18 protein-coding genes are annotated in these 18,207 nt (G+C 72.2%); 15 read left to right on the top strand and 3 right to left on the bottom strand.

Annotated features, from left to right (window positions below):
• The first annotated feature begins 25 nt into the window (after window positions 1-25).
• The 7 genes from rpsB to Q2K19_RS03615 all read left to right on the top strand — a co-directional run bounded on the left by rpsB (window position 26) and on the right by Q2K19_RS03615 (window position 7,512).
• Entirely contained in the window at window positions 26-853 is an 828-nt protein-coding gene (gene rpsB / locus Q2K19_RS03645) for a 30S ribosomal protein S2 (protein ID WP_302767686.1), read from the top strand.
• Window positions 854-988: 135 nt separating this feature from the next.
• Window positions 989-1,816, top strand: a complete 828-nt coding sequence (gene tsf, locus Q2K19_RS03640; protein ID WP_302767684.1) for a translation elongation factor Ts — start codon at window positions 989-991, stop codon at window positions 1,814-1,816.
• Between the two features lie 166 nt (window positions 1,817-1,982).
• Window positions 1,983-2,750, top strand: a complete 768-nt coding sequence (gene pyrH, locus Q2K19_RS03635; protein WP_302767681.1) for a UMP kinase — start codon at window positions 1,983-1,985, stop codon at window positions 2,748-2,750.
• Between the two features lie 86 nt (window positions 2,751-2,836).
• A complete protein-coding gene (gene frr, locus Q2K19_RS03630; RefSeq protein ID WP_302767679.1) occupies window positions 2,837-3,394 on the top strand; it encodes a ribosome recycling factor in 558 nt (185 codons plus the stop codon).
• Window positions 3,395-3,657: 263 nt separating this feature from the next.
• Window positions 3,658-5,157 (top strand): phosphatidate cytidylyltransferase, encoded by a 1,500-nt coding sequence (locus tag Q2K19_RS03625; RefSeq protein WP_302767677.1) that lies wholly within the window; start codon window positions 3,658-3,660, stop codon window positions 5,155-5,157.
• A 104-nt stretch (window positions 5,158-5,261) separates the two neighbouring features.
• Entirely contained in the window at window positions 5,262-6,407 is a 1,146-nt protein-coding gene (gene rlmN / locus Q2K19_RS03620) for a 23S rRNA (adenine(2503)-C(2))-methyltransferase RlmN (protein ID WP_302767675.1), read from the top strand.
• A 22-nt stretch (window positions 6,408-6,429) separates the two neighbouring features.
• On the top strand, window positions 6,430-7,512 hold the full coding sequence (locus Q2K19_RS03615) for a DivIVA domain-containing protein (protein WP_302767673.1): 1,083 nt from the start codon (window positions 6,430-6,432) through the stop codon (window positions 7,510-7,512).
• 72 nt (window positions 7,513-7,584) lie between these two features.
• Here the strand turns inward: Q2K19_RS03615 and Q2K19_RS03610 are convergent, their stop codons facing one another.
• Complete coding sequence (locus Q2K19_RS03610; protein WP_302767671.1) at window positions 7,585-7,809, bottom strand: DUF2631 domain-containing protein; 225 nt, start codon at window positions 7,807-7,809, stop codon at window positions 7,585-7,587.
• 89 nt (window positions 7,810-7,898) lie between these two features.
• Between Q2K19_RS03610 and Q2K19_RS03605 the strand changes: the two genes are divergently transcribed.
• From Q2K19_RS03605 to Q2K19_RS03595, 3 genes are all read left to right on the top strand, one after another.
• On the top strand, window positions 7,899-8,756 hold the full coding sequence (locus tag Q2K19_RS03605) for a tetratricopeptide repeat protein (protein ID WP_302767669.1): 858 nt from the start codon (window positions 7,899-7,901) through the stop codon (window positions 8,754-8,756).
• Between the two features lie 126 nt (window positions 8,757-8,882).
• The gene (locus Q2K19_RS03600; RefSeq protein ID WP_302767667.1) at window positions 8,883-10,463 is read left to right on the top strand and encodes a Rieske 2Fe-2S domain-containing protein; all 1,581 of its coding nucleotides are present in this window, start codon (window positions 8,883-8,885) and stop codon (window positions 10,461-10,463) included.
• A 197-nt stretch (window positions 10,464-10,660) separates the two neighbouring features.
• Window positions 10,661-11,302, top strand: coding sequence for a TMEM175 family protein (locus Q2K19_RS03595; RefSeq protein ID WP_302772252.1), 642 nt, complete (start codon window positions 10,661-10,663; stop codon window positions 11,300-11,302).
• On the opposite strand, the gene Q2K19_RS03590 is transcribed toward Q2K19_RS03595, so the two are convergent.
• A complete protein-coding gene (locus Q2K19_RS03590) occupies window positions 11,299-12,900 on the bottom strand; it encodes a phytoene desaturase family protein (RefSeq protein ID WP_302767666.1) in 1,602 nt (533 codons plus the stop codon). The two genes, Q2K19_RS03595 and Q2K19_RS03590, sit on opposite strands and share 4 nt — an antisense overlap.
• Before the next feature lie 67 nt (window positions 12,901-12,967).
• Here Q2K19_RS03590 and Q2K19_RS03585 point away from each other — a divergent pair, with 67 nt between their 5' ends.
• Window positions 12,968-13,513, top strand: a complete 546-nt coding sequence (locus Q2K19_RS03585) for a GNAT family N-acetyltransferase (RefSeq protein WP_302767664.1) — start codon at window positions 12,968-12,970, stop codon at window positions 13,511-13,513.
• A gap of 9 nt (window positions 13,514-13,522) precedes the next feature.
• Here the strand turns inward: Q2K19_RS03585 and Q2K19_RS03580 are convergent, their stop codons facing one another.
• Window positions 13,523-14,131, bottom strand: coding sequence for a tyrosine-protein phosphatase (locus tag Q2K19_RS03580; RefSeq protein ID WP_302767662.1), 609 nt, complete (start codon window positions 14,129-14,131; stop codon window positions 13,523-13,525).
• Between the two features lie 86 nt (window positions 14,132-14,217).
• Between Q2K19_RS03580 and Q2K19_RS03575 the strand changes: the two genes are divergently transcribed.
• From Q2K19_RS03575 to ispG, 4 genes are read left to right on the top strand one after another with little or no spacing between them, the layout of a single operon-like run.
• Window positions 14,218-14,484, top strand: a complete 267-nt coding sequence (locus Q2K19_RS03575) for a PDDEXK family nuclease (RefSeq protein WP_302767659.1) — start codon at window positions 14,218-14,220, stop codon at window positions 14,482-14,484.
• Window positions 14,485-14,527: 43 nt separating this feature from the next.
• Window positions 14,528-15,739: a 1-deoxy-D-xylulose-5-phosphate reductoisomerase gene (gene dxr, locus Q2K19_RS03570; RefSeq protein WP_302767656.1), complete on the top strand. Its 1,212-nt coding sequence runs from the start codon at window positions 14,528-14,530 to the stop codon at window positions 15,737-15,739.
• On the top strand, window positions 15,739-16,986 hold the full coding sequence (locus tag Q2K19_RS03565; protein ID WP_302767654.1) for a M50 family metallopeptidase: 1,248 nt from the start codon (window positions 15,739-15,741) through the stop codon (window positions 16,984-16,986). The genes dxr and Q2K19_RS03565 overlap by 1 nt, the downstream gene beginning before the upstream one ends.
• 9 nt (window positions 16,987-16,995) lie before the next feature.
• On the top strand, window positions 16,996-18,168 hold the full coding sequence (gene ispG, locus Q2K19_RS03560) for a flavodoxin-dependent (E)-4-hydroxy-3-methylbut-2-enyl-diphosphate synthase (protein ID WP_302767651.1): 1,173 nt from the start codon (window positions 16,996-16,998) through the stop codon (window positions 18,166-18,168).
• Window positions 18,169-18,207 lie beyond the last annotated feature (39 nt).

The following is an 18,207-nucleotide window of genomic DNA, read 5'->3' as shown; positions in this document are numbered from 1 at the left end:
CAGGGATAAAATAGGAGCATCCACCATGGCCGTCGTGACCATGCGCCAGCTGCTGGAGAGCGGTGTCCACTTCGGGCACCAGACCCGGCGCTGGAACCCGAAGATGAAGCGCTTCATCTTCACCGAGCGCAACGGTATCTACATCATCGACCTGCGCCAGACCCTCGACTACATCGAGAAGGCGTACGACTTCGTGCGCACCACCGTGGCCGGGGGCGGCAGCATCCTCTTCGTCGGCACCAAGAAGCAGGCCCAGGAGGCAATCTCCGAGCAGGCGACCCGGGTCGGCCAGCCGTACGTCAACCACCGCTGGCTCGGCGGCATGCTGACCAACTTCCAGACCGTGTACAAGCGGCTCCAGCGGATGAAGGAGCTGGAGGCGCTGGGTGACCTGAGCGGCACCGCCGCCGGTTACACCAAGAAGGAGACCCTGCAGCTCTCCCGCGAGAAGGAGAAGCTGACCAAGACCCTGGGTGGCCTGCGCGACATGCAGAAGCTCCCGGCCGCGGTCTGGGTGGTCGACACCAAGAAGGAGCACATCGCCGTCGACGAGGCCCGCAAGCTGGGCATCCCGGTGATCGCCGTGCTCGACACCAACTGCGACCCGGACGAGGTCGACTTCCCGATCCCGGGCAACGACGACGCGATCCGCTCGGCCGAGCTGCTGACCAAGGTCGTCGCCGCCGCCGTCGCCGACGGTCTGATCGCCCGCTCCGGCCGTGGCCGCGGCGCCGACGAGAAGCCCGAGCCGGGCCAGGTCGGCGCCGACGAGCCGCTGGCCGAGTGGGAGCGCGAGCTGCTCGAGGAGCCGAAGAAGGGCGACGAGCAGCCGGCGACCGCCAGCGCGGAGTGATCGCGCCGTCGCGTCCCCACCGTCCGATTTCCCGGCCGGTGGGGCGCGGCGGGTACGCCGGGCACAACCGGCCCGGATCCGGGTAACCGGCAGCCAGACCATCCCACCGCAGTCTCAAACACCGAAGAGAGAGTCATGTCCAACTTCACCGCCGCGGACGTCAAGAAGCTCCGCGACCTCACCGGCGCCGGCATGATGGACTCCAAGAAGGCGCTGACGGAGGCCGAGGGCGACTTCGACAAGGCCATCGAGATCCTGCGCGTCAAGGGCGCCAAGGACGTCGGCAAGCGGGCCGGCCGCACCGCCGCCAACGGCCTCATCGCACACTCCGGCAAGTCGCTGCTCGAGCTCAACTGCGAGACCGACTTCGTCGCCAAGAACGACGCCTTCATCGCGCTGGCCCAGCAGCTGGTCGAGCACGGCGAGAGCAGCGGCGTGACCAACGCCGAGGAGCTGCTCGCCAGCAGCATCGACGGCAAGCCGGTCGCCGACCTGATCCAGGAGCAGTCCGCCAAGATCGGCGAGAAGCTGGTGCTCAACCGCTTCGCCAAGCTGGCCGGCAGCACCGCCGTCTACCTGCACCGCAAGAGCCAGGACCTGCCGCCGGCGGTCGGCGTGCTCGTCGAGTACGCCGGCAAGGCCGACGAGGCCGGCGACGCGGACGCCCGCGGCGTGGCCATGCAGATCGCCGCCATGCGGCCGAAGTACCTGACCCGCGACGAGGTCCCGGGTGACGTGGTCGAGTCCGAGCGGCGCATCGCCGAGCAGACCGCCCGCGAGGAGAACAAGCCCGAGGCCGCGCTGCCGAAGATCGTCGAGGGCCGGGTCAACGCCTTCTTCAAGGACTTCGTCCTGCTGGAGCAGTCCTCGGTCGCCGACAACAAGAAGACGGTGAAGCAGGTGCTGGCCGAGGCCGGCATCGAGGTCAACCGCTTCCTGCGGTTCGAGGTCGGCCAGGCCTGAGCCGCCGCACCGGGCGCATGACGCGCCCGGCGGCAGGGAAATACCTCGATGAGGAGGCCGCTGGTGTACGTGACAGGCACCGCGGCCTCCTCGTCACATAGGGTCGGCAACGGCAGTTACGCGGTACGCGGCGCACGCGACGTGCGCGACGGAAGGGGCGCGGCGGATGACGCAGGTTGTGAGTGACCGGAGCCTGGCGGCGGATGATCCGACCGCCCCACCGCCCGGCCGGGCCCGCCGGGTGGTGCTGAAGCTCTCCGGCGAGGTCTTCGGCGGCGGCGCGATCGGCGTCGACCCGGACGTCGTGCAGGGCATCGCCCGGCAGATCGCCACCGTGGTCCGCCGTGGCGTGCAGGTCTCCGTGGTCGTGGGCGGCGGCAACTTCTTCCGCGGCGCCGAGCTCCAGAAGCGCGGCATGGACCGGGCCCGGGCCGACTACATGGGCATGCTCGGCACGGTGATGAACTGCCTGGCCCTCCAGGACTTCCTGGAGAAGGAGGGCATCGAGACCCGGGTGCAGAGCGCCATCACGATGGCCCAGGTCGCCGAGCCGTACATCCCGCTCCGGGCGATCCGGCACCTGGAGAAGGGCCGGGTGGTCATCTTCGGCGCCGGCGCCGGCATGCCGTACTTCTCCACGGACACCGTCGCCGCGCAGCGGGCGCTGGAGATCCACGCCGACGTGGTGCTGATGAGCAAGAACGGCGTGGACGCGGTCTACACCGCGGACCCCCGGATCGACCCGACGGCGAGCAAGCTCGACTCGATCACCTTCTCCGAGGTGCTGCGCCGCAACCTGCGGGTGGCGGACGCCGCGGCCTTCAGCCTCTGCATGGAGAACGGCCTGCCGATGCTGGTCTTCGGCGCCCAGGGCGACGACACGATCGTCCGTGCCGTCGGCGGTGAGAAGATCGGCACGCTGATCACCGCCTGAACGGCAGCGCCGAACGGGCAGCGGTCCTCCGACACCACAGCAGCAGCACAGCCCAAGACGAGCGACAGAAGGAGGCGAGGAGACCGGTGATCGACGACACCCTCCTCGAGGCAGAGGAGAAGATGGAGCGTGCCATCGAGCACGCCAAGGAGGAGTTCGGCGGGATCCGCACCGGCCGCGCCAACGCCGCGATGTTCTCCCGGATCGTCATCGACTACTATGGCAGCCCGACCCCGCTGCCCCAGATGGCGTCCATCGCGGTTCCCGAGCCGCGCATGGTGATCATCAAGCCGTATGACAACTCGCAGCTGGGCGCCATGGAGAAGGCGATTCGCGACTCGGACCTCGGCGTGAACCCGAACAACGAGGGCAACCAGCTGCGCATCCTGCTCCCGCAGATGACCGAGGAGCGGCGCCGCGAGATGATCAAGGTCGCCCGGCACAAGGGCGAGGAGGCCAAGGTCGCCGTCCGCAACATCCGCCGCAAGGGCAAGGAAGAGCTGGACCGCCTGGTCAAGGACGGCGAGGTCGGCGAGGACGAGGGGCGCCGCGCCGAGAAGGAGCTGGACGACCTCACCCAGCGTTTCGTCGCCACCGTCGACGATCTGGTCAAGCACAAGGAGAACGAGCTGCTCGAGGTCTGAGCAACCGTCGTACCCGCCACGGCACCGGTGTGCCGCCGCCTCCCGAGGGGGTGGCGGCCCGGTGCCGTCGTCGTGCTGGTGGACCCATCGTCCGCCGTGCCGGCTTCCCGGGTGCAGTAGGCTCGGCACGATTCCCGACCACCCCCGGGTGAACGGCGGGAATCGGCCGGCCGACGGGTCGGTCAACCGGAGCAGTCGCGCCTGTAGGGGATGGTCTTGGTCTTGCGTCATGTGGTGGCACTCGTACCGCGTCTCGGTGCGTGATGTCCCACCCCGACCCCTACGGCACCGCCGAGCCGCGCGGCTGGGACCGCCCGGAGCGCCCCACCTCGCTGCCCTGGCCGGAGAGCGACCGCGAACCGGGACCCTGGCGTACGCCGGGCGGCCACGAGGCGTACGCCGGGCCGCACGGCCGGCCCCACCCCGCCGCCGACCCGTCCGCCCGACCCGGGACGGACGGCAACGGGTACGCCCGACCCCGGCCGTACGACGACGGCCCGGGCCGTGGCCGTGACCAGCGGGGCCGTCGCGACGATCCCGGCTGGCGCGACGACGGCGGCTACCGTGATCAGGGCGGCTACCGGGACGACAGTGGCCACTGGGACCACCGCGATCAGTGGGGCTACCGGGACGAGCCCGGCCGAGGCGACACCGGCCCGGTCCACCGGGACACCGACCGGGGCCCGCGCGACCCGGGCCGGGACCAGCGTGCTCCCGGCTACGGCGACCCGCGCGACCGCGGTTACGACAACGCGGCGCGGGGCGGGCGTCCCGGCGCGCCGGACGATGAATACCAGACCGCCCAGATCGCCCCGGTACGGGACGAACCGACCGCCCAGCTCGCGGCGATCCGGGACGAGCCGGACCCCGTGCCTCCCACCGGCCGCCGCGCGCCGGGCCGGCGGCGGGCCAGCGCCGACCGTCCGCCCACCGCGGCGCCGGCGACCGGGCGCGCGGGCCGCAACCTGCCGGCCGCGATCGGCGTCGGGGTGGCCCTCGGCGCGGCGATCCTGGTGCCGCTCTTCTTCTACCTGCCGGCGTTCCTGGGGGTGGTCGCCGCCGCGGTGGCGATCGGCGTCTGGGAGATGGCCCGCGCGGTGCGTCGCAGCGGGGCGCACCCGCCGCTGGTGCCGCTGATCGCCGGTGGTGTGGTCATGGTGGGGCTGGCCTGGTTCGCCGGCCCGGACGCGCTGACCCTCGGCCTGCTGGTCACCGTGCTCGGCACGATGATCTGGCGGCTGGGCGACGGCCCCGGCAACTACCAGCGGGACCTCACCGCGGCCACCCTGATCGCGGTGTACGTGCCGTTCCTCGGCGGCTTCGCGGCGATGCTGGCCGCCGCGCCCGGCGACGGGCACCTGCGGGTGCTGGTCACCCTGGTCGCCGTGGTGCTCTCCGACACCGGCGGCTACGCGGCCGGCGTCGCCTTCGGCAAGCACCCGATGGCCCCCACGATCAGCCCGAAGAAGTCCTGGGAGGGCTTCGCCGGGTCGGTGACCGCGGCCGCGGCGGGCAGCGCCCTGCTGCTCTGGCTGCTCTTCGACGTCGCCCCCTGGTGGGGCGCGCTGTTCGGGGTGGCGATCTCCTGCGCGGCGGTTCTCGGCGACCTCGCCGAGTCGATGATCAAGCGGGACCTCGGGGTCAAGGACATGAGCAACCTGCTCCCCGGCCACGGCGGGCTGATGGACCGGCTCGACTCGATCCTGTTCGCGGTGCCGACGGCGTACCTGCTGCTGGCGGTCTTCGTACCGGTGGTGGGCTGAGGGATGAATCACGTGGGTGGGCGCGCGTCCGCCGGGCGGTCGGGGCCGATTCGGCACCTACGGACAGGTGCGTCCGGCGGCGGGCGTGTCAGACTGGACGCGCCATGACGAGCCTCCCCCTGATTTCCGTTGACCCAGACGCCCGCGGCCGCCGACCCGCGATGCCGCCCCGTCACCTCGCCGACCTGGACCTGCCGGGCCGGCAGGCGCTCGTCACCGAGCTGGGGGAGCCGGCGTTCCGCGCCAAGCAGGTCTCGAACCACTACTTCGGCCGTCTGGTCCGCGATCCCGCGCAGATGACCGACCTGCCGGCGGCCACCCGGGAGCGGCTGGCCGGGACGCTGCTGCCCACCCTGCTCACCCCGGTCCGCGAGCTGGCGTGCGACGACGGCGCCACCCGCAAGGCGCTCTGGCGGCTGCACGACGGCTCGCTGGTGGAGAGCGTGCTGATGGGCTACCCGGATCGGGTCACCGTCTGCATCTCCAGCCAGGCCGGCTGCGGCATGGCCTGCCCGTTCTGCGCCACCGGCCAGGCCGGGCTGACCCGCAACCTCTCCACTGCCGAGATCGTCGACCAGGCGGTCTACCTCGCCGGCGTGGCCGCGTCGGGCGCGGTCGCCGGCTCGCCGCCGCGGCTTTCCCACGTCGTCCTCATGGGCATGGGCGAGCCGCTGGCGAACTACTCCCGGGTGGTGGCGGCGATCCGCCGCCTGGTCGCGCCGGCCCCCGAGGGGCTCGGCCTGTCCCAGCGGCACATCACCGTTTCCACGGTCGGCCTGGTTCCGGCCATCCGCCGACTGGCCAGCGAAGACCTCTCAGTGACCCTTGCGTTGTCGCTGCACGCCCCCGATGATGAGCTGCGCGATGAACTCGTCCCGGTCAACCAGCGCTGGAAGGTGTCCGAGGTGCTGGATGCGGCGTGGGACTACGCGGCCACGACGGGGCGTCGCGTGTCGATCGAGTACGCGATGATCAAGGACGTGAACGACCAGCCGTGGAGAGCCGATCTGCTCGGGCGGCTGCTGGCCGGCAAGCTGGCCCACGTGAACCTCATCCCGCTCAACCCGACTCCGGGCAGCCGCTGGGACGCCAGCCCGAAGCCGGTCGAGCGGGAGTTCGTCCGGCGGTTGCGCGACGCCGGGGTGTCGACCACGGTGCGGGACACCCGGGGGCGCGAGATCGACGGCGCGTGTGGGCAGCTCGCCGCCGCCGAGGACAGGGACACCGACCTCCGCACCGCAACGGCGTAGCGGTACGAGACCAGGAGACATAGTGGCGAGTCAGGGTCAGCGTTTCCGGCGTAAGGCGCTCCGCCGGGGATACAAGGTCGACGAGGTGGACGCCTTCCTCGACCGGGTGGAGGCGACGCTCGCCGGCCAGCCGGTCGGCGCGCCCGTGGCCTCCCAGGAGGTCCACGACGTCGTCTTCCGGGTCCGGTTCAACGGCTACGACGAGTGGCAGGTCGACCTGCACCTCGACCGGGTCGAGCGGCAGCTCGCCGAGCTGGAGGAGCGCGGCGGCATGGCCGGCGGGCGCGGTGGCGACCCGCGGATGGCGGACCGGCTCGGCCCGCCGATGCGGGACGACCGCGGCCTCTCGCCCGTGCCGCAGCCCCCGATGCCGCCCCGGCAGATGCCGGCGCAGGCCGGTCCGCCCGCCGACCGCTACGGCAACCGCTACGACGAGCCGACCGGCGCCTTCGCCGGCGGGTACGACGGCCCCCGTGGCGGCTACGACGCGCCCCGCGGCCCGGGTGGCCCCGGCCCGATGGGCCCGGGCGGCCAGATGGGGCACGGCGGCCCGCCGTCGCGCGGCCTTCCCCCGGGGCCGGGCGGCTACGGCCAGGACGAGCGGTTCGACGGGTTCGAGGCCGGCCGGCGTGGCCGTACCGACATGACCGCCGAGATCCGGATGCCCGAGCGGGACCCGCGTGACCCGCGCGGTCGCGGTCCGGCCGGCCCGCCGCCGCTGCCTCAGCAGGGCTTCGGGGGCGGCCCGGAGCAGGGCTACGGCCCGGGTCCGGGGATGTCCGGCCCGCCGCCGATGGCCGGTCCGCCGGCCGGTGGCCCGCCGATGGTGGGCCCGCCCATGGCCGGCCCGCCCGGCAGCGACCTCTACCGGGTGGACCAGATCCGCCGCAGCTTCCAGGTGCGCCGCTTCGGCAGCGGGTACGACCCGGACCAGGTCGACAGGTTCTTCGAGACCCTGCTCGGTGGCATGCAGGGCCGCAACCCGATGCCGGTGAACCCGAAGGACCTGGACACGCTGCGCTTCGGGCTGGTGCCCGGCGGCTACTTCGAGGCCGAGGTCGACGCCGCGCTCAAGGACGTCCAGGACATCCTGCTGGGCCGCTGAGCCGAGAGACGACGAGGGCCCGCCCCCGACGGGGGCGGGCCCTTTCGCGTACGCCGTCGAGCGTGACCGGGGTCAGGAGCGCAGGCCGTTGCGGCGCAGCACCGCGTCGCCGATCACGATGGCCAGCAGCACCGCGGCGAGCCCGATCAGCCAGATGTCCTCGACCTTGCCCTCGTGGTTGCCGCAGAGCGCCATGACCACCAACACCGCCGCCGACAGCACCGCCCCGATCCGTCCGGACTTGCGGTGCCCGGGCTTGTGCTGATCTGGCGCGGTTACCGGCTCGCTTCCTGCCACTGTCGGTCCTTCCCTCGCGATCGGATCTCCGGTTAGTCTGGCACGCCCCTTGCCGGCCCCGGCGCAGGGTCCGACCTGATGGGGGACGCATGACCCGCGCGGACGATCGTGAGCTGCTCAAGGCGGCGTACGAGGCGTGGGACGCGGAGGACTGGGCGGTCGCCGGGGAGCGGCTGGAACGGCTGGTGCGGCGGCACGCGGACCACCGGCGGGCCCCGGTCTGGTGGTACGACGCGGCGCTGGCCCACAAGTTCCTGGGAAACTGGGCAAAGGCGTACGAACTGGGCCGAGAGGCGGCCGCCAGGGCGGAACGCGGCACCCAGGACCCGGCATTCTGGAACCTGGGCATAGCGGCCACGATCATGGAGGACTGGGCGACGGCCCGGGACGCCTGGCAGGGCTTCGGCCTGAGCGTCCCCGACGGCGACGGCGAGATCGAGGCGGACTTCGGGGCCACCCCGGTGCGACTGGAGTGCGGCGAGGTGGTCTGGGCGCGTCGGCTCTGCCCCGCCCGGGCGCGGGTGCTGAACGTGCCGACGCCCGAGTCCGGCCGGCGGTTCGGTGAGGTCGTGGTGCACGACGGCGCCCCGAACGGCGAGCGGACGGTCAACGGGCAGACCTTTCCGGTCTTCGACGAGCTGCTGCTGTTCCGGGCGTCGGACCTGCCGACCGCCACCGTGGAGGTGGTCGCCGCCGCGCCGGAGGACATCCAGGCCCTGGCGGCGCTCTTCGACCAGCACGGGTACGGGGCGGAGCCGGCCAGCGGCGTCCGGATGATCTGCTCCTGCTGCAGCGAGGGCAGCGTCCGGCAGAACACCGACCACCAGGTCGCCGGCGGGCAGCGGATGCACGTCGCCGCGCCGGCCGACCGGATCGCCGGGCTGCTGGACGCCTGGTGCGCCGGCGCCCCGGAGCGGCGGAGCTGGACCGGACGGGTCCACGGCTGAACGCTCGGGGCGTTGGTCCCGTCCCCGCCGGGGCAAAAGGCCACTACCGGCGTCGCGGAACGGCGATCACACTGCCTCCGGTAGCGTCGTGACGTACGCCTGATTGCCTTTTCGAGGGGGACTGCGGTGCGAGTGACCGGTACGGGACATGCCAGCATGCGGATCGACACGGCCGCGGGCAGCATCCTGTGCGACCCGTGGGTCAATCCCGCCTACTTCGCCTCCTGGTTCCCCTTCCCGGACAACTCCCTGCTCGACTGGGAGACCCTGGGCCAGGTCGACTACCTGTACGTGTCGCACCTGCACCGGGACCACTTCGACGCGAAGCACCTGCGGGACTTCGTGTCCAAGGATGCCACCGTCCTGCTCCCCGAGTTCCCGACCTCGGAGATGGAGGACGAGTTCCGGGCGCTGGGCTTCACCAAGTTCCTCAAGGCACCGAACGAGCAGGTCGTAGAGCTGCCCGGCGGTCTGAAGATCATGATCCAGGCGCTGACCAGCCCGACCGACGGTCCGATCGGTGACTCCTCGCTCTGGGTGGAGTACGACGGGGTCCGGCTGCTCAACCAGAACGACGCCCGCCCGACCGACCTGAGCGTCTTCGCCGAGCTGGGTCACGTGCACGCGCACATGCTGCAGTTCTCCGGCGCGATCTGGTACCCGATGGTCTACGAGCTGCCGCAGGCGGCGAAGACCGCGTTCGGCAAGCAGAAGCGGGAGCGGCAGTTCGACCGCACCTGGCGCTACATCGACGACCTGAAGGCCGACAGCGTCTTCCCGATCGCCGGTCCGCCCTGCTTCCTCGACGACGCGCTGTGGCAGTTCAACGACATCTTCGGCGACGAGGGCAACATCTTCCCCGACCAGTCGGTCTTCCTGGCGGAGTACGCCAAGGTCGGCGGCACCAACGGCATCGTCCTGCTGCCGGGAAGCGTCGCGGAGGTCACCACCGAGGGCACGACCACCACCCACCCGGTGCCGGTCGAGGAGTTCTTCGCCGACAAGGTGGCCCACCTGGAGGAGATGCGCGAGCGCAAGCGCCCGATCATCGAGGCCGAGAAGGCGTCCTGGCGGCACCCCGAGGTCGACCTGCTCGGCGAGCTGAAGCGCCGGATCGAGCCGCTGCTGGACGAGTCGATCTACCTGGCCAAGGGGGTCGGCGGCCCGGTCCGCTTCGACCTGGTCGGCTACGACGGGGAGAGCGTCGAATCCATCGTGGTGGACTTCCCGGGCAAGGAGGTCCGGCCGTACGCGGACGAGAAGGTCCGCTACCGGTTCCGGACCGAGCGGGCGCTGGTCGAGCACCTGCTGCACATCGGCGAGGTGGACTGGGTCAACTCGCTCTTCCTCTCCTGCCGCTTCTCGGCGGCCCGGATCGGCCAGTACAACGAGTTCGTCTACGCGTTCTTCAAGTGCCTCTCGGAGGAGCGCCTCCAGTACGCCGAGGGCTGGTACGACGAGCACGAGCGGGCCGTCGACGCCGAGGACATCACGCTGGACGGCTGGGTGGTGCAGCGCCGCTGCCCGCACCTGAAGGCCGACCTGAGCCGGTTCGGCATCGTCGAGGGCGACCAGCTCACCTGCCAGCTGCACGGCTGGCGGTTCGACCTGGCCAGCGGTCGCTGCCTGACCAGCGTCGGCCACAAGATCCGCGCCCACCGCGCCGACGCCGACACCCCGGCCCCGGCCGGCGAGGCGCTGAGCTGACGACCGGCCGGGGGCGCGGATGCCGCGTCCCCGGCCGCAGCCCCGATCCGCATCCGCGCGGCCGGTTTTGCGGGACGATGTCAGGAGAGGGTGGCGACGCCGCTGGGCGCGCACCACCGGGCACCGGCGAGCGCGGGGCGGGGGTGACGGAGGCGGACGCGGGGGAGCGGGAGTACCGCTACGGGCGCGACCGGGAGATGGACCGGGATGCCTCCCGGGTGGAGGCGATCAGCGACGGGATCTTCGCGGTCGTGCTGACGGTGATGGCCGTCGAGCTGCTCCAGCACGGCCCGGCCCGGGCGAGCGGGAAGGCCCTTCCCGACGCCCTGACCCAGGCCTGGCCGTCCTACGTGGCGTACGTGATCACCTTCGCGATCGTCGGCAACATCTGGCTGGCCCACCACAACATGTGGCGGTACGTGGCCCGGGTCGACCAGGCGCTGCTGGTGTTCAACCTGCTCATGTTGCTCTTCGTCGCCGCGATCCCGTTCACCGCCGACCTGCTGTCGGACAACCTGCGCGCTGGCGCGACCGAGCAGCGGCTCACTGCCGCCCTCTACGGCGGCGCCCTGCTCGGTGAAACGCTGTTCTTCAACCTCAGCTGGTGGTGGGCCCGCCGGCACGGGCTGCTCAACCCCGACCTGGATCCGCGGTTGGCCCGGGCGGTCATGCTGCGGATGCTGCTCCGCCCGATCGTCTACCTCATCGCCTTCGCCTTCGTCTTCGTCGACCCGTTCCTCAGCCTGCTGGTCTACCTCGCGTCCATCGGTCTCTTTCTCATCCGCGGCCCCGGCAACCTCCCCAAGGCCGCCCGCCCCGAAGCGGACCGCCGGGGTTAGCGGCCGAGGTCGCTGAGGATCCGCTGGGCGGCGTTGTGCCCGGCCGCGCCGATGACGCTGCCCGCCGGGTGGCAGCCGGCGCTGCCCGCGTAGACGCCGTCGACCCCGGTGGCGTACGGCATCCGGTCGGTGAACGAGACGGTGTTGTCGACGTGGTGGATGTGCCCGCCGGTGATGCCGAAGTGCGCCTCGATCCCGGGCGGGGGCAGCGGCACCGCGTCGGCGATCAGGTCACCGGTGCCCGGGGCGTACCGCTCGCAGATGTCGATCAACCGGGAGACGTAGCCCGGCAGCGCCGCGTCCCAGGTCGTGCCGGCCAGCTCGTACGGCACGGACTGCACGAACAGCGCCGAAGAGTGGTGCCCGGCGCCGTCGGAGAGCGACGGGTCGACCGTGGTGTGCAGGTACCACTCGATGGTCGGCTCCTCCGGCAGCCGCCCGGCCTGCACGTTCGCCCACATGCCGCGCAGCGCGGCCATCGGCGACTCGCCGCCGGCGCCGACCAGCGACGCCGAGCCGGGGAGCAGGTGGATGGTGGAGCCGAACGGGCTCGGCGCGCCCGCCGGCAGGCAGGAGAAGTGGGGCAGCCCGGTCAGCGCCAGGTTCAGCTTGAGCGTGGTGCCGGGGCGGCGGACCGCCGCCATCCGCTCGCCCAGCGCGGCCGGGAGCGCGCCGTCGGGCAGCAGCCCCATCAGCCGGTACGGGTCGCAGGCCCCGAGCACCACCTCGGCGGTCACCTGACGCCCGTCGGCGAGCACCACGCCGCTGGCCGCGCCGCCGTCCAGGGTGATCCCGGTGACCGGCGTACCGGTCAGGATACGGGCCCCGGCGGCGCGGGCGGCGTCGGCGAAGGTCCGGGAGACGGTGCCCATGCCGCCCTGCGCGATCATCCAGGTGCCGCCCGAGCCGGGCAGCCGGCACATGTTGTGCACCAGGAAGTTGTGCCCGGTGCCGGGGTCGTCCGGGCCGGCGTTCAGGCCGGAGAGGCCGTCGGTGACCGCGTACATGCTGACCAGCAGCTCGGAGCGGAAGTCGAAGCGGGCCAGGTAGTCGGCGACCGAGCCGCGCACCAGGTCGACGAAGACCTGCCGCAGGGCGGGGCGGACGTACCGTTCGGCGGTCTCCGCCACCGGCAGCGGCTCGGCCAGCCAGGTGGGTGCCAGGTCCGCCCGGAGCTGGGCCAGCTCGGCCTGGAGGGCGTCGTCGGCGGCCGCGTCCTCGGGGGAGAACATCTCGGCGACCTGCCGCCGGGAGGCCGCGGCGTCGCTGCCGAAGAGCAGGTACGGCGAGCCGAGCCCGCCCGGGGTGGGCAGGAAGTAGTGCGGGTCGCGGCGCAGCACCGGGATCTTGACGTCGAGGGTGGCGAGCAGCTCCGGCGGCATCAGCCCGAGCAGGTACGAGCCGGTGGAGTGGCGCAGCCCCGGCACCTTGGGGAACGGGTTCTCGGTGCGGGTGGCCCCGCCGATCACCTCGGCGGCCTCCAGCACCAGCACGTCCAGCCCGGCGCGGGCCAGCAGGATCGCCGACACCAACCCGTTGTGCCCGGAGCCGACCACGACGACGTCGGCACGGCCCGGCAGCTCACTCGCTTCGCTCATACCCGCGCACCCTAGCCTCGCCCGCCGCTTCCCGGCAGTCCCTCCGTGGGCATTACCATCCGGCGGCATGACGATCGCCTCGACGGACCGCCTGCTGGTGCGGGACTGGACCGAGACGCCGGCGGATCTGGCCCGCGTCTACGACATCTACTCGCGGGACGAGGTGATGCGCTGGCTGGGCGGGGGCAAGGGGCGGATGACCGACCCGGCCGAGGCGGTGGAGCGGGTACGCGCCTGGCGGGACCGCTACGAGCCGTACGCCGGCCGCTGGGGGATCTGGGCGGTCGAGCCGCGGGACGCCGGACGAGCGGCGGGCAGTGTCCTGCTCAAGCCGCTGCCGGGGCGGGACGGGGTGACCTTCACCGACGACGTCGAGGTCGGCTGGCACCTGCACCCCGACTCGCAGGGCCACGGCTACGCCACCGAGGCGGCCCGGGCGGTGCTGGACCGCGAGTTCGCCACCGGCACCCGGCAGGTCTACGCGGTGGTGATGGCCGGCAACGAGGCGTCCATGGCGGTGGCCCGGCGCCTCGGCATGACCCACCTCGGCATCCGCACCGACTGGTACGGCGGGGTGGACCTGGAGACCTTCGTGCTGCGCGCCGGGCAGTGAGGTCCCCGCTCACCCCACCAGCCGGGTCCGCGCCGCCCGCACCAGGCCCGGCTCGACGCCCGCCCCGTCGAGGTAGCTCGCCGCCCCGCCGTACCGCTGGTCGAGATGGGCGAGGGTGGTGAGCATCGTCTCGCGCGCGCAGCCGTCCGTCGCCGCGTAGTCGTCCGCGATGCTGTCTGGGCTGACCCCCGCCACCGCGAGCAGGAGCGCGACGAGCACCCCGGTGCGGTCCTTGCCCGCGTGACAGTGCACGACGACACCGCCTGGTGGCGCCTCGACCACGACCCGAAAGGCCGCAGCGATCCGCGCCCGGTTGTGGTCCAGCATCGGGGCGTACGAGTCGGGTGGTGGCACGTAGTCCAGCACCTCGTTGAGCATCGGAGCGTGGCGGTAGAGGTCGGTACCCGCAAAGGGGCTGGGTCGCCGCTCGCACTCCCTCGCCCAGCGCAGGTCGACGACCCGGCTCACGCCACCGCGCACGGCCTGGACGGCAGCCGCGGTCAGCAGGTCGTGGCCGTCCGACCGCAGCAGGGCTGCCGGGCGGATGCGGCGGCCGTCAGCGGTGCGGGTGCCACCCAGGTCGCGGGCGTTGCGGCAGTCGGGCCAGTCCAAAATCACGAGCGGCTCCCCGGGGCAGGCGACGAAGTGAACACAGCTGGGGTGATTCTGCCTGCCGCAGCCAGGCCGTCCTGCTCGGAGAGATCGTGTCGCCGGGCAACCGGCGGAAGGACGTGATCGATCGGCCCCGCGAGTACGCCGCTGCCGACGTCCCCTTCTTTCTCAGGGTCGACTTGCGCAACCGGGTCGCCGCGCTGGCCCTCTACGAGCTCGTGGAGGGGGAGTACCGCCCGCTCTCCGCCGCCGCGGCCGGCCCCACCTTCGTCATGAAGCAGCCGTTCGAGTTCTCGGTCGACCCGGCGGAGTTGCTCGACGAGGAGGCGCCCACGGAGGAGCCGGACACCGGGGAGTGAGGCTCCCAGCGGGCGCTCAGGAGCGCTGGGGAAGAATGGCCGGGTGACGTCTCCCCGCGAACTCGTCCTGCTCGGCTCGACCGGCTCGATCGGTACCCAGGCCATCGACATCGTCAAGCGCAACCCCGACCGGTTCCGGGTGGTGGCCCTCGGGGCCGGCGGCGGCAACGTGACGCTGCTCGCCGCCCAGGCCCTGGAGCTGGGCGTCGAGGTGGTCGGCGTGGCGAAGGCGTCCGCCGCCCAGGACCTCCAGCTCGCGTTCTACGCCGAGGCGAGCCGGCGGGGCTGGGCCACCGGCGACTTCAAGCTGCCCAAGATCGTGGCCGGGCCGGACGCGATGACCGAGCTGGCCGGATGGCCCTGTGACGTGGTGCTCAACGGGGTGGTCGGCTCGCTCGGGCTGGCGCCGACCCTGGCCGCGCTGCGCGCCGGCCGTACCCTCGCCCTGGCCAACAAGGAGTCGCTGGTGGCCGGCGGCCCCCTGGTGAAGGCCGCGGTGCGACGGCCGGGGCAGATCGTTCCCGTTGACTCGGAGCACTCGGCGCTGGCGCAGTGCCTGCGCGGCGGCAGCCGGGGCGAGGTGCGCCGCCTGGTGGTCACCGCGAGCGGCGGGCCGTTCCGGGGCCGGCGGCGGGACGAGTTGACGCAGGTCACGCCGGAGCAGGCGCTGGCCCACCCCACCTGGAACATGGGCCCCGTCGTCACGATCAACTCCGCCACTATGGTCAACAAGGCCCTGGAGGTGATCGAGGCGCACGAGCTTTTCGACGTCCCGTACGCGGACATCGAGGTGATGGTCCACCCGCAGTCGGTGATCCACTCGATGGTCGAGTTCACCGACGGCTCCACCCTCGCCCAGGCCAGCCCGCCGGACATGCGGCTGCCCATCGCGCTCGGCCTCGGTTGGCCCGACCGGGTGCCCGGGGCCGCCGCCGCGGTGGACTGGACGAAGGCCCACACCTGGGAGTTCTTCCCGCTCGACGACGCGGCCTTCCCGGCGGTCGCCCTGGCCAAGGCGGCCGGCGAGGCGGGGCGGTGCCGGCCGGCGATCTACAACGCGGCGAACGAGGAGTGCGTGGCCGCGTTCGTCGCCGGGCGGCTGCCCTTCCTCGGCATCGTCGACACCCTCCAGCGCGTCCTGGAGGACGCTCCCGACTTCGCCGAACCAGGTACCGTCGAGGACGTGCTCGCCGCTGAGTCGTGGGCACGGGCGCATGCCCAGGAGATCATCGTCGGGTCGGGGGAAGGAGCCTGATGGCAAACCTGCTCGGGGTGGCGCTCTTCGCCGTGTTCATCCTCGTCTCGGTCAGCCTGCACGAGGCGGGGCACATGCTCACCGCCAAGGCCTTCGGGATGAAGGTCACCCGCTACTTCGTCGGGTTCGGCCCGACGCTGTGGTCGTTCCGGCGGGGCGAGACCGAGTACGGCGTCAAGGGCATCCCGCTCGGCGGTTTCTGCAAGATCGTCGGGATGACCCCGCAGGACGACGACGTCGACCCCGCCGACGAGCCGCGAGCCATGTGGCGCTACCCGGTGTGGAAGCGGACCATCGTGATGTCCGCCGGCTCCATCACCCACTTCGCCCTGGCCCTGGGTGCGCTCTGGGTCATGGCGGTCTCGGTCGGCCTGCCCAACCCCAAGGCCCCGACCACCGAGGCGGCCTTCAAGGCCGAGCCCGCGGTGATCGCCCTCGCCCCGTGCGTGGTGGTGGAGAACGCCAACCGCGCCTGCCAGGCCGGCGACCCGGCCAGCCCGGCCGGCCAGGCCCAGTTGAAGGACGGCGACCGGATCACCGCCGTCAACGGCAAGCCGATCTCCACCTGGGGGCAGATGCTCGACGTGGTCCGCGCCACCAAGCCCGGCACGGCGACCGTCGAGTACGTCCGCGACGGCAAGCCGGCCACCGCCACCGTCGACCTCGCCGCCGTGCAGCGCCCGCCGCTGGGTGACCCGAAGGGCGCCACCTCGTCGGTCGCCGCGCTCGGCGTCGCGCTCCAGCCCAGCACCCCGGCCCGGATCGAGTACGGCCCGGTCGCCGCGGTCGGCGCCACCGCCGACTTCACCGGCACCATGGCCGTGCAGACGGCGCACGCCATGCAGCGCATCCCGCAGAAGGTGCCCGCCCTGTGGAACGCGATCACCGGCGGCGAGCGGGACATGGACACCCCGATCAGCGTGGTCGGGGCCAGCCGGCTCGGCGGCGAGTTCGTGGCGAACGACGCCTGGTACGGCTTCTTCATGCTCTTCGTCTCGCTGAACTTCTTCATCGGCGTGTTCAACCTGCTGCCGCTGCTGCCGCTGGACGGTGGGCACATCGCCATCGCCTGGTTCGAGCGGACCCGCTCCTGGCTCTACGCCCGGATCGGCCGCCCCGACCCGGGCCGCGTCGACTACCTCAAGCTCATGCCCATCACGTACGCGGTGATCCTGATCGGTGGCGCGTTCACGCTGCTGACCGTCACCGCGGACGTCGTCAACCCGATCACGCTCTTCTCAAGGTGAGTGCCTGAAGTGACCGCTGTCAGTCTCGGTATGCCCCCCGTACCGCCGCCGCCGCTCGCCCCGCGTCGGGCCAGCCGCCAGATCATGGTCGGCTCGGTGCCGGTCGGCGGGGGTGCCCCGGTCTCGGTCCAGTCGATGACCACCACCCTGACCGCCGACGTCAACGCCACGCTCCAGCAGATCGCCGAGCTCACCGCTTCCGGCTGCCAGATCGTCCGGGTGGCAGTGCCGTCCCAGGACGACGTCGAGGCGCTGCCGGCGATCGCGAAGAAGTCGCAGATCCCGGTGATCGCCGACATCCACTTCCAGCCGAAGTACGTCTTCGCCGCGATCGACGCCGGTTGCGCTGCGGTCCGGGTGAACCCGGGCAACATCCGGCAGTTCGACGACAAGGTCAAGGAGATCGCCAAGGCCGCCGGCGACGCGGGCGTGCCGATCCGGATCGGGGTGAACGCCGGCTCGCTGGACAAGCGGCTGCTCGCCAAGTACGGCAAGGCCACCGCCGAGGCGCTGGTCGAGTCGGCGCTCTGGGAGTGCTCGCTCTTCGAGGAGCACGGCTTCCGGGACATCAAGATCTCGGTGAAGCACAACGACCCGGTGGTGATGATCCGGGCCTACCGGCAGCTCGCCGAGAAGTGCGACTACCCGCTGCACCTGGGCGTCACCGAGGCCGGGCCGGCGTTCCAGGGCACCATCAAGTCGGCGGTGGCGTTCGGCGCGCTGCTGGCCGAGGGGATCGGCGACACCATCCGGGTCTCGCTCTCCGCCCCGCCGGTGGAGGAGATCAAGGTCGGCGCCGCCATCCTGGAGTCGCTGGGCCTGCGCGAGCGGGGCCTGGAGATCGTCTCCTGCCCGTCCTGCGGTCGCGCCCAGGTCGACGTCTACAAGCTGGCCGAGGAGGTCACCGCGGGCCTGGAGGGGCTGCCGGTGCCGCTGCGCGTGGCGGTCATGGGCTGCGTGGTGAACGGCCCGGGCGAGGCCCGCGAGGCCGACCTCGGCGTGGCCTCCGGCAACGGCAAGGGCCAGATCTTCGTCAAGGGCCAGGTCATCAAGACCGTCCCGGAGGGCCAGATCGTGGAGACGCTGATCGAGGAGGCGCTCCGGCTGGCCGACGAGATGGGCGCCGAGATCCCCGAGGAGCTGCGCGACCTAGTGCCGGGCGCCACGGTTACCGTGCACTGACCCCGGATCCGCCACGACGTGCGGCCGTCCCCCACCGGG

The organism is Micromonospora sp. NBRC 110009 (genome assembly GCF_030518795.1).
Lineage (GTDB): Bacteria > Actinomycetota > Actinomycetes > Mycobacteriales > Micromonosporaceae > Micromonospora.
Note: the sequence above shows the minus strand (reverse complement) of the source record. Positions and strands in the feature narration are given on the sequence as shown.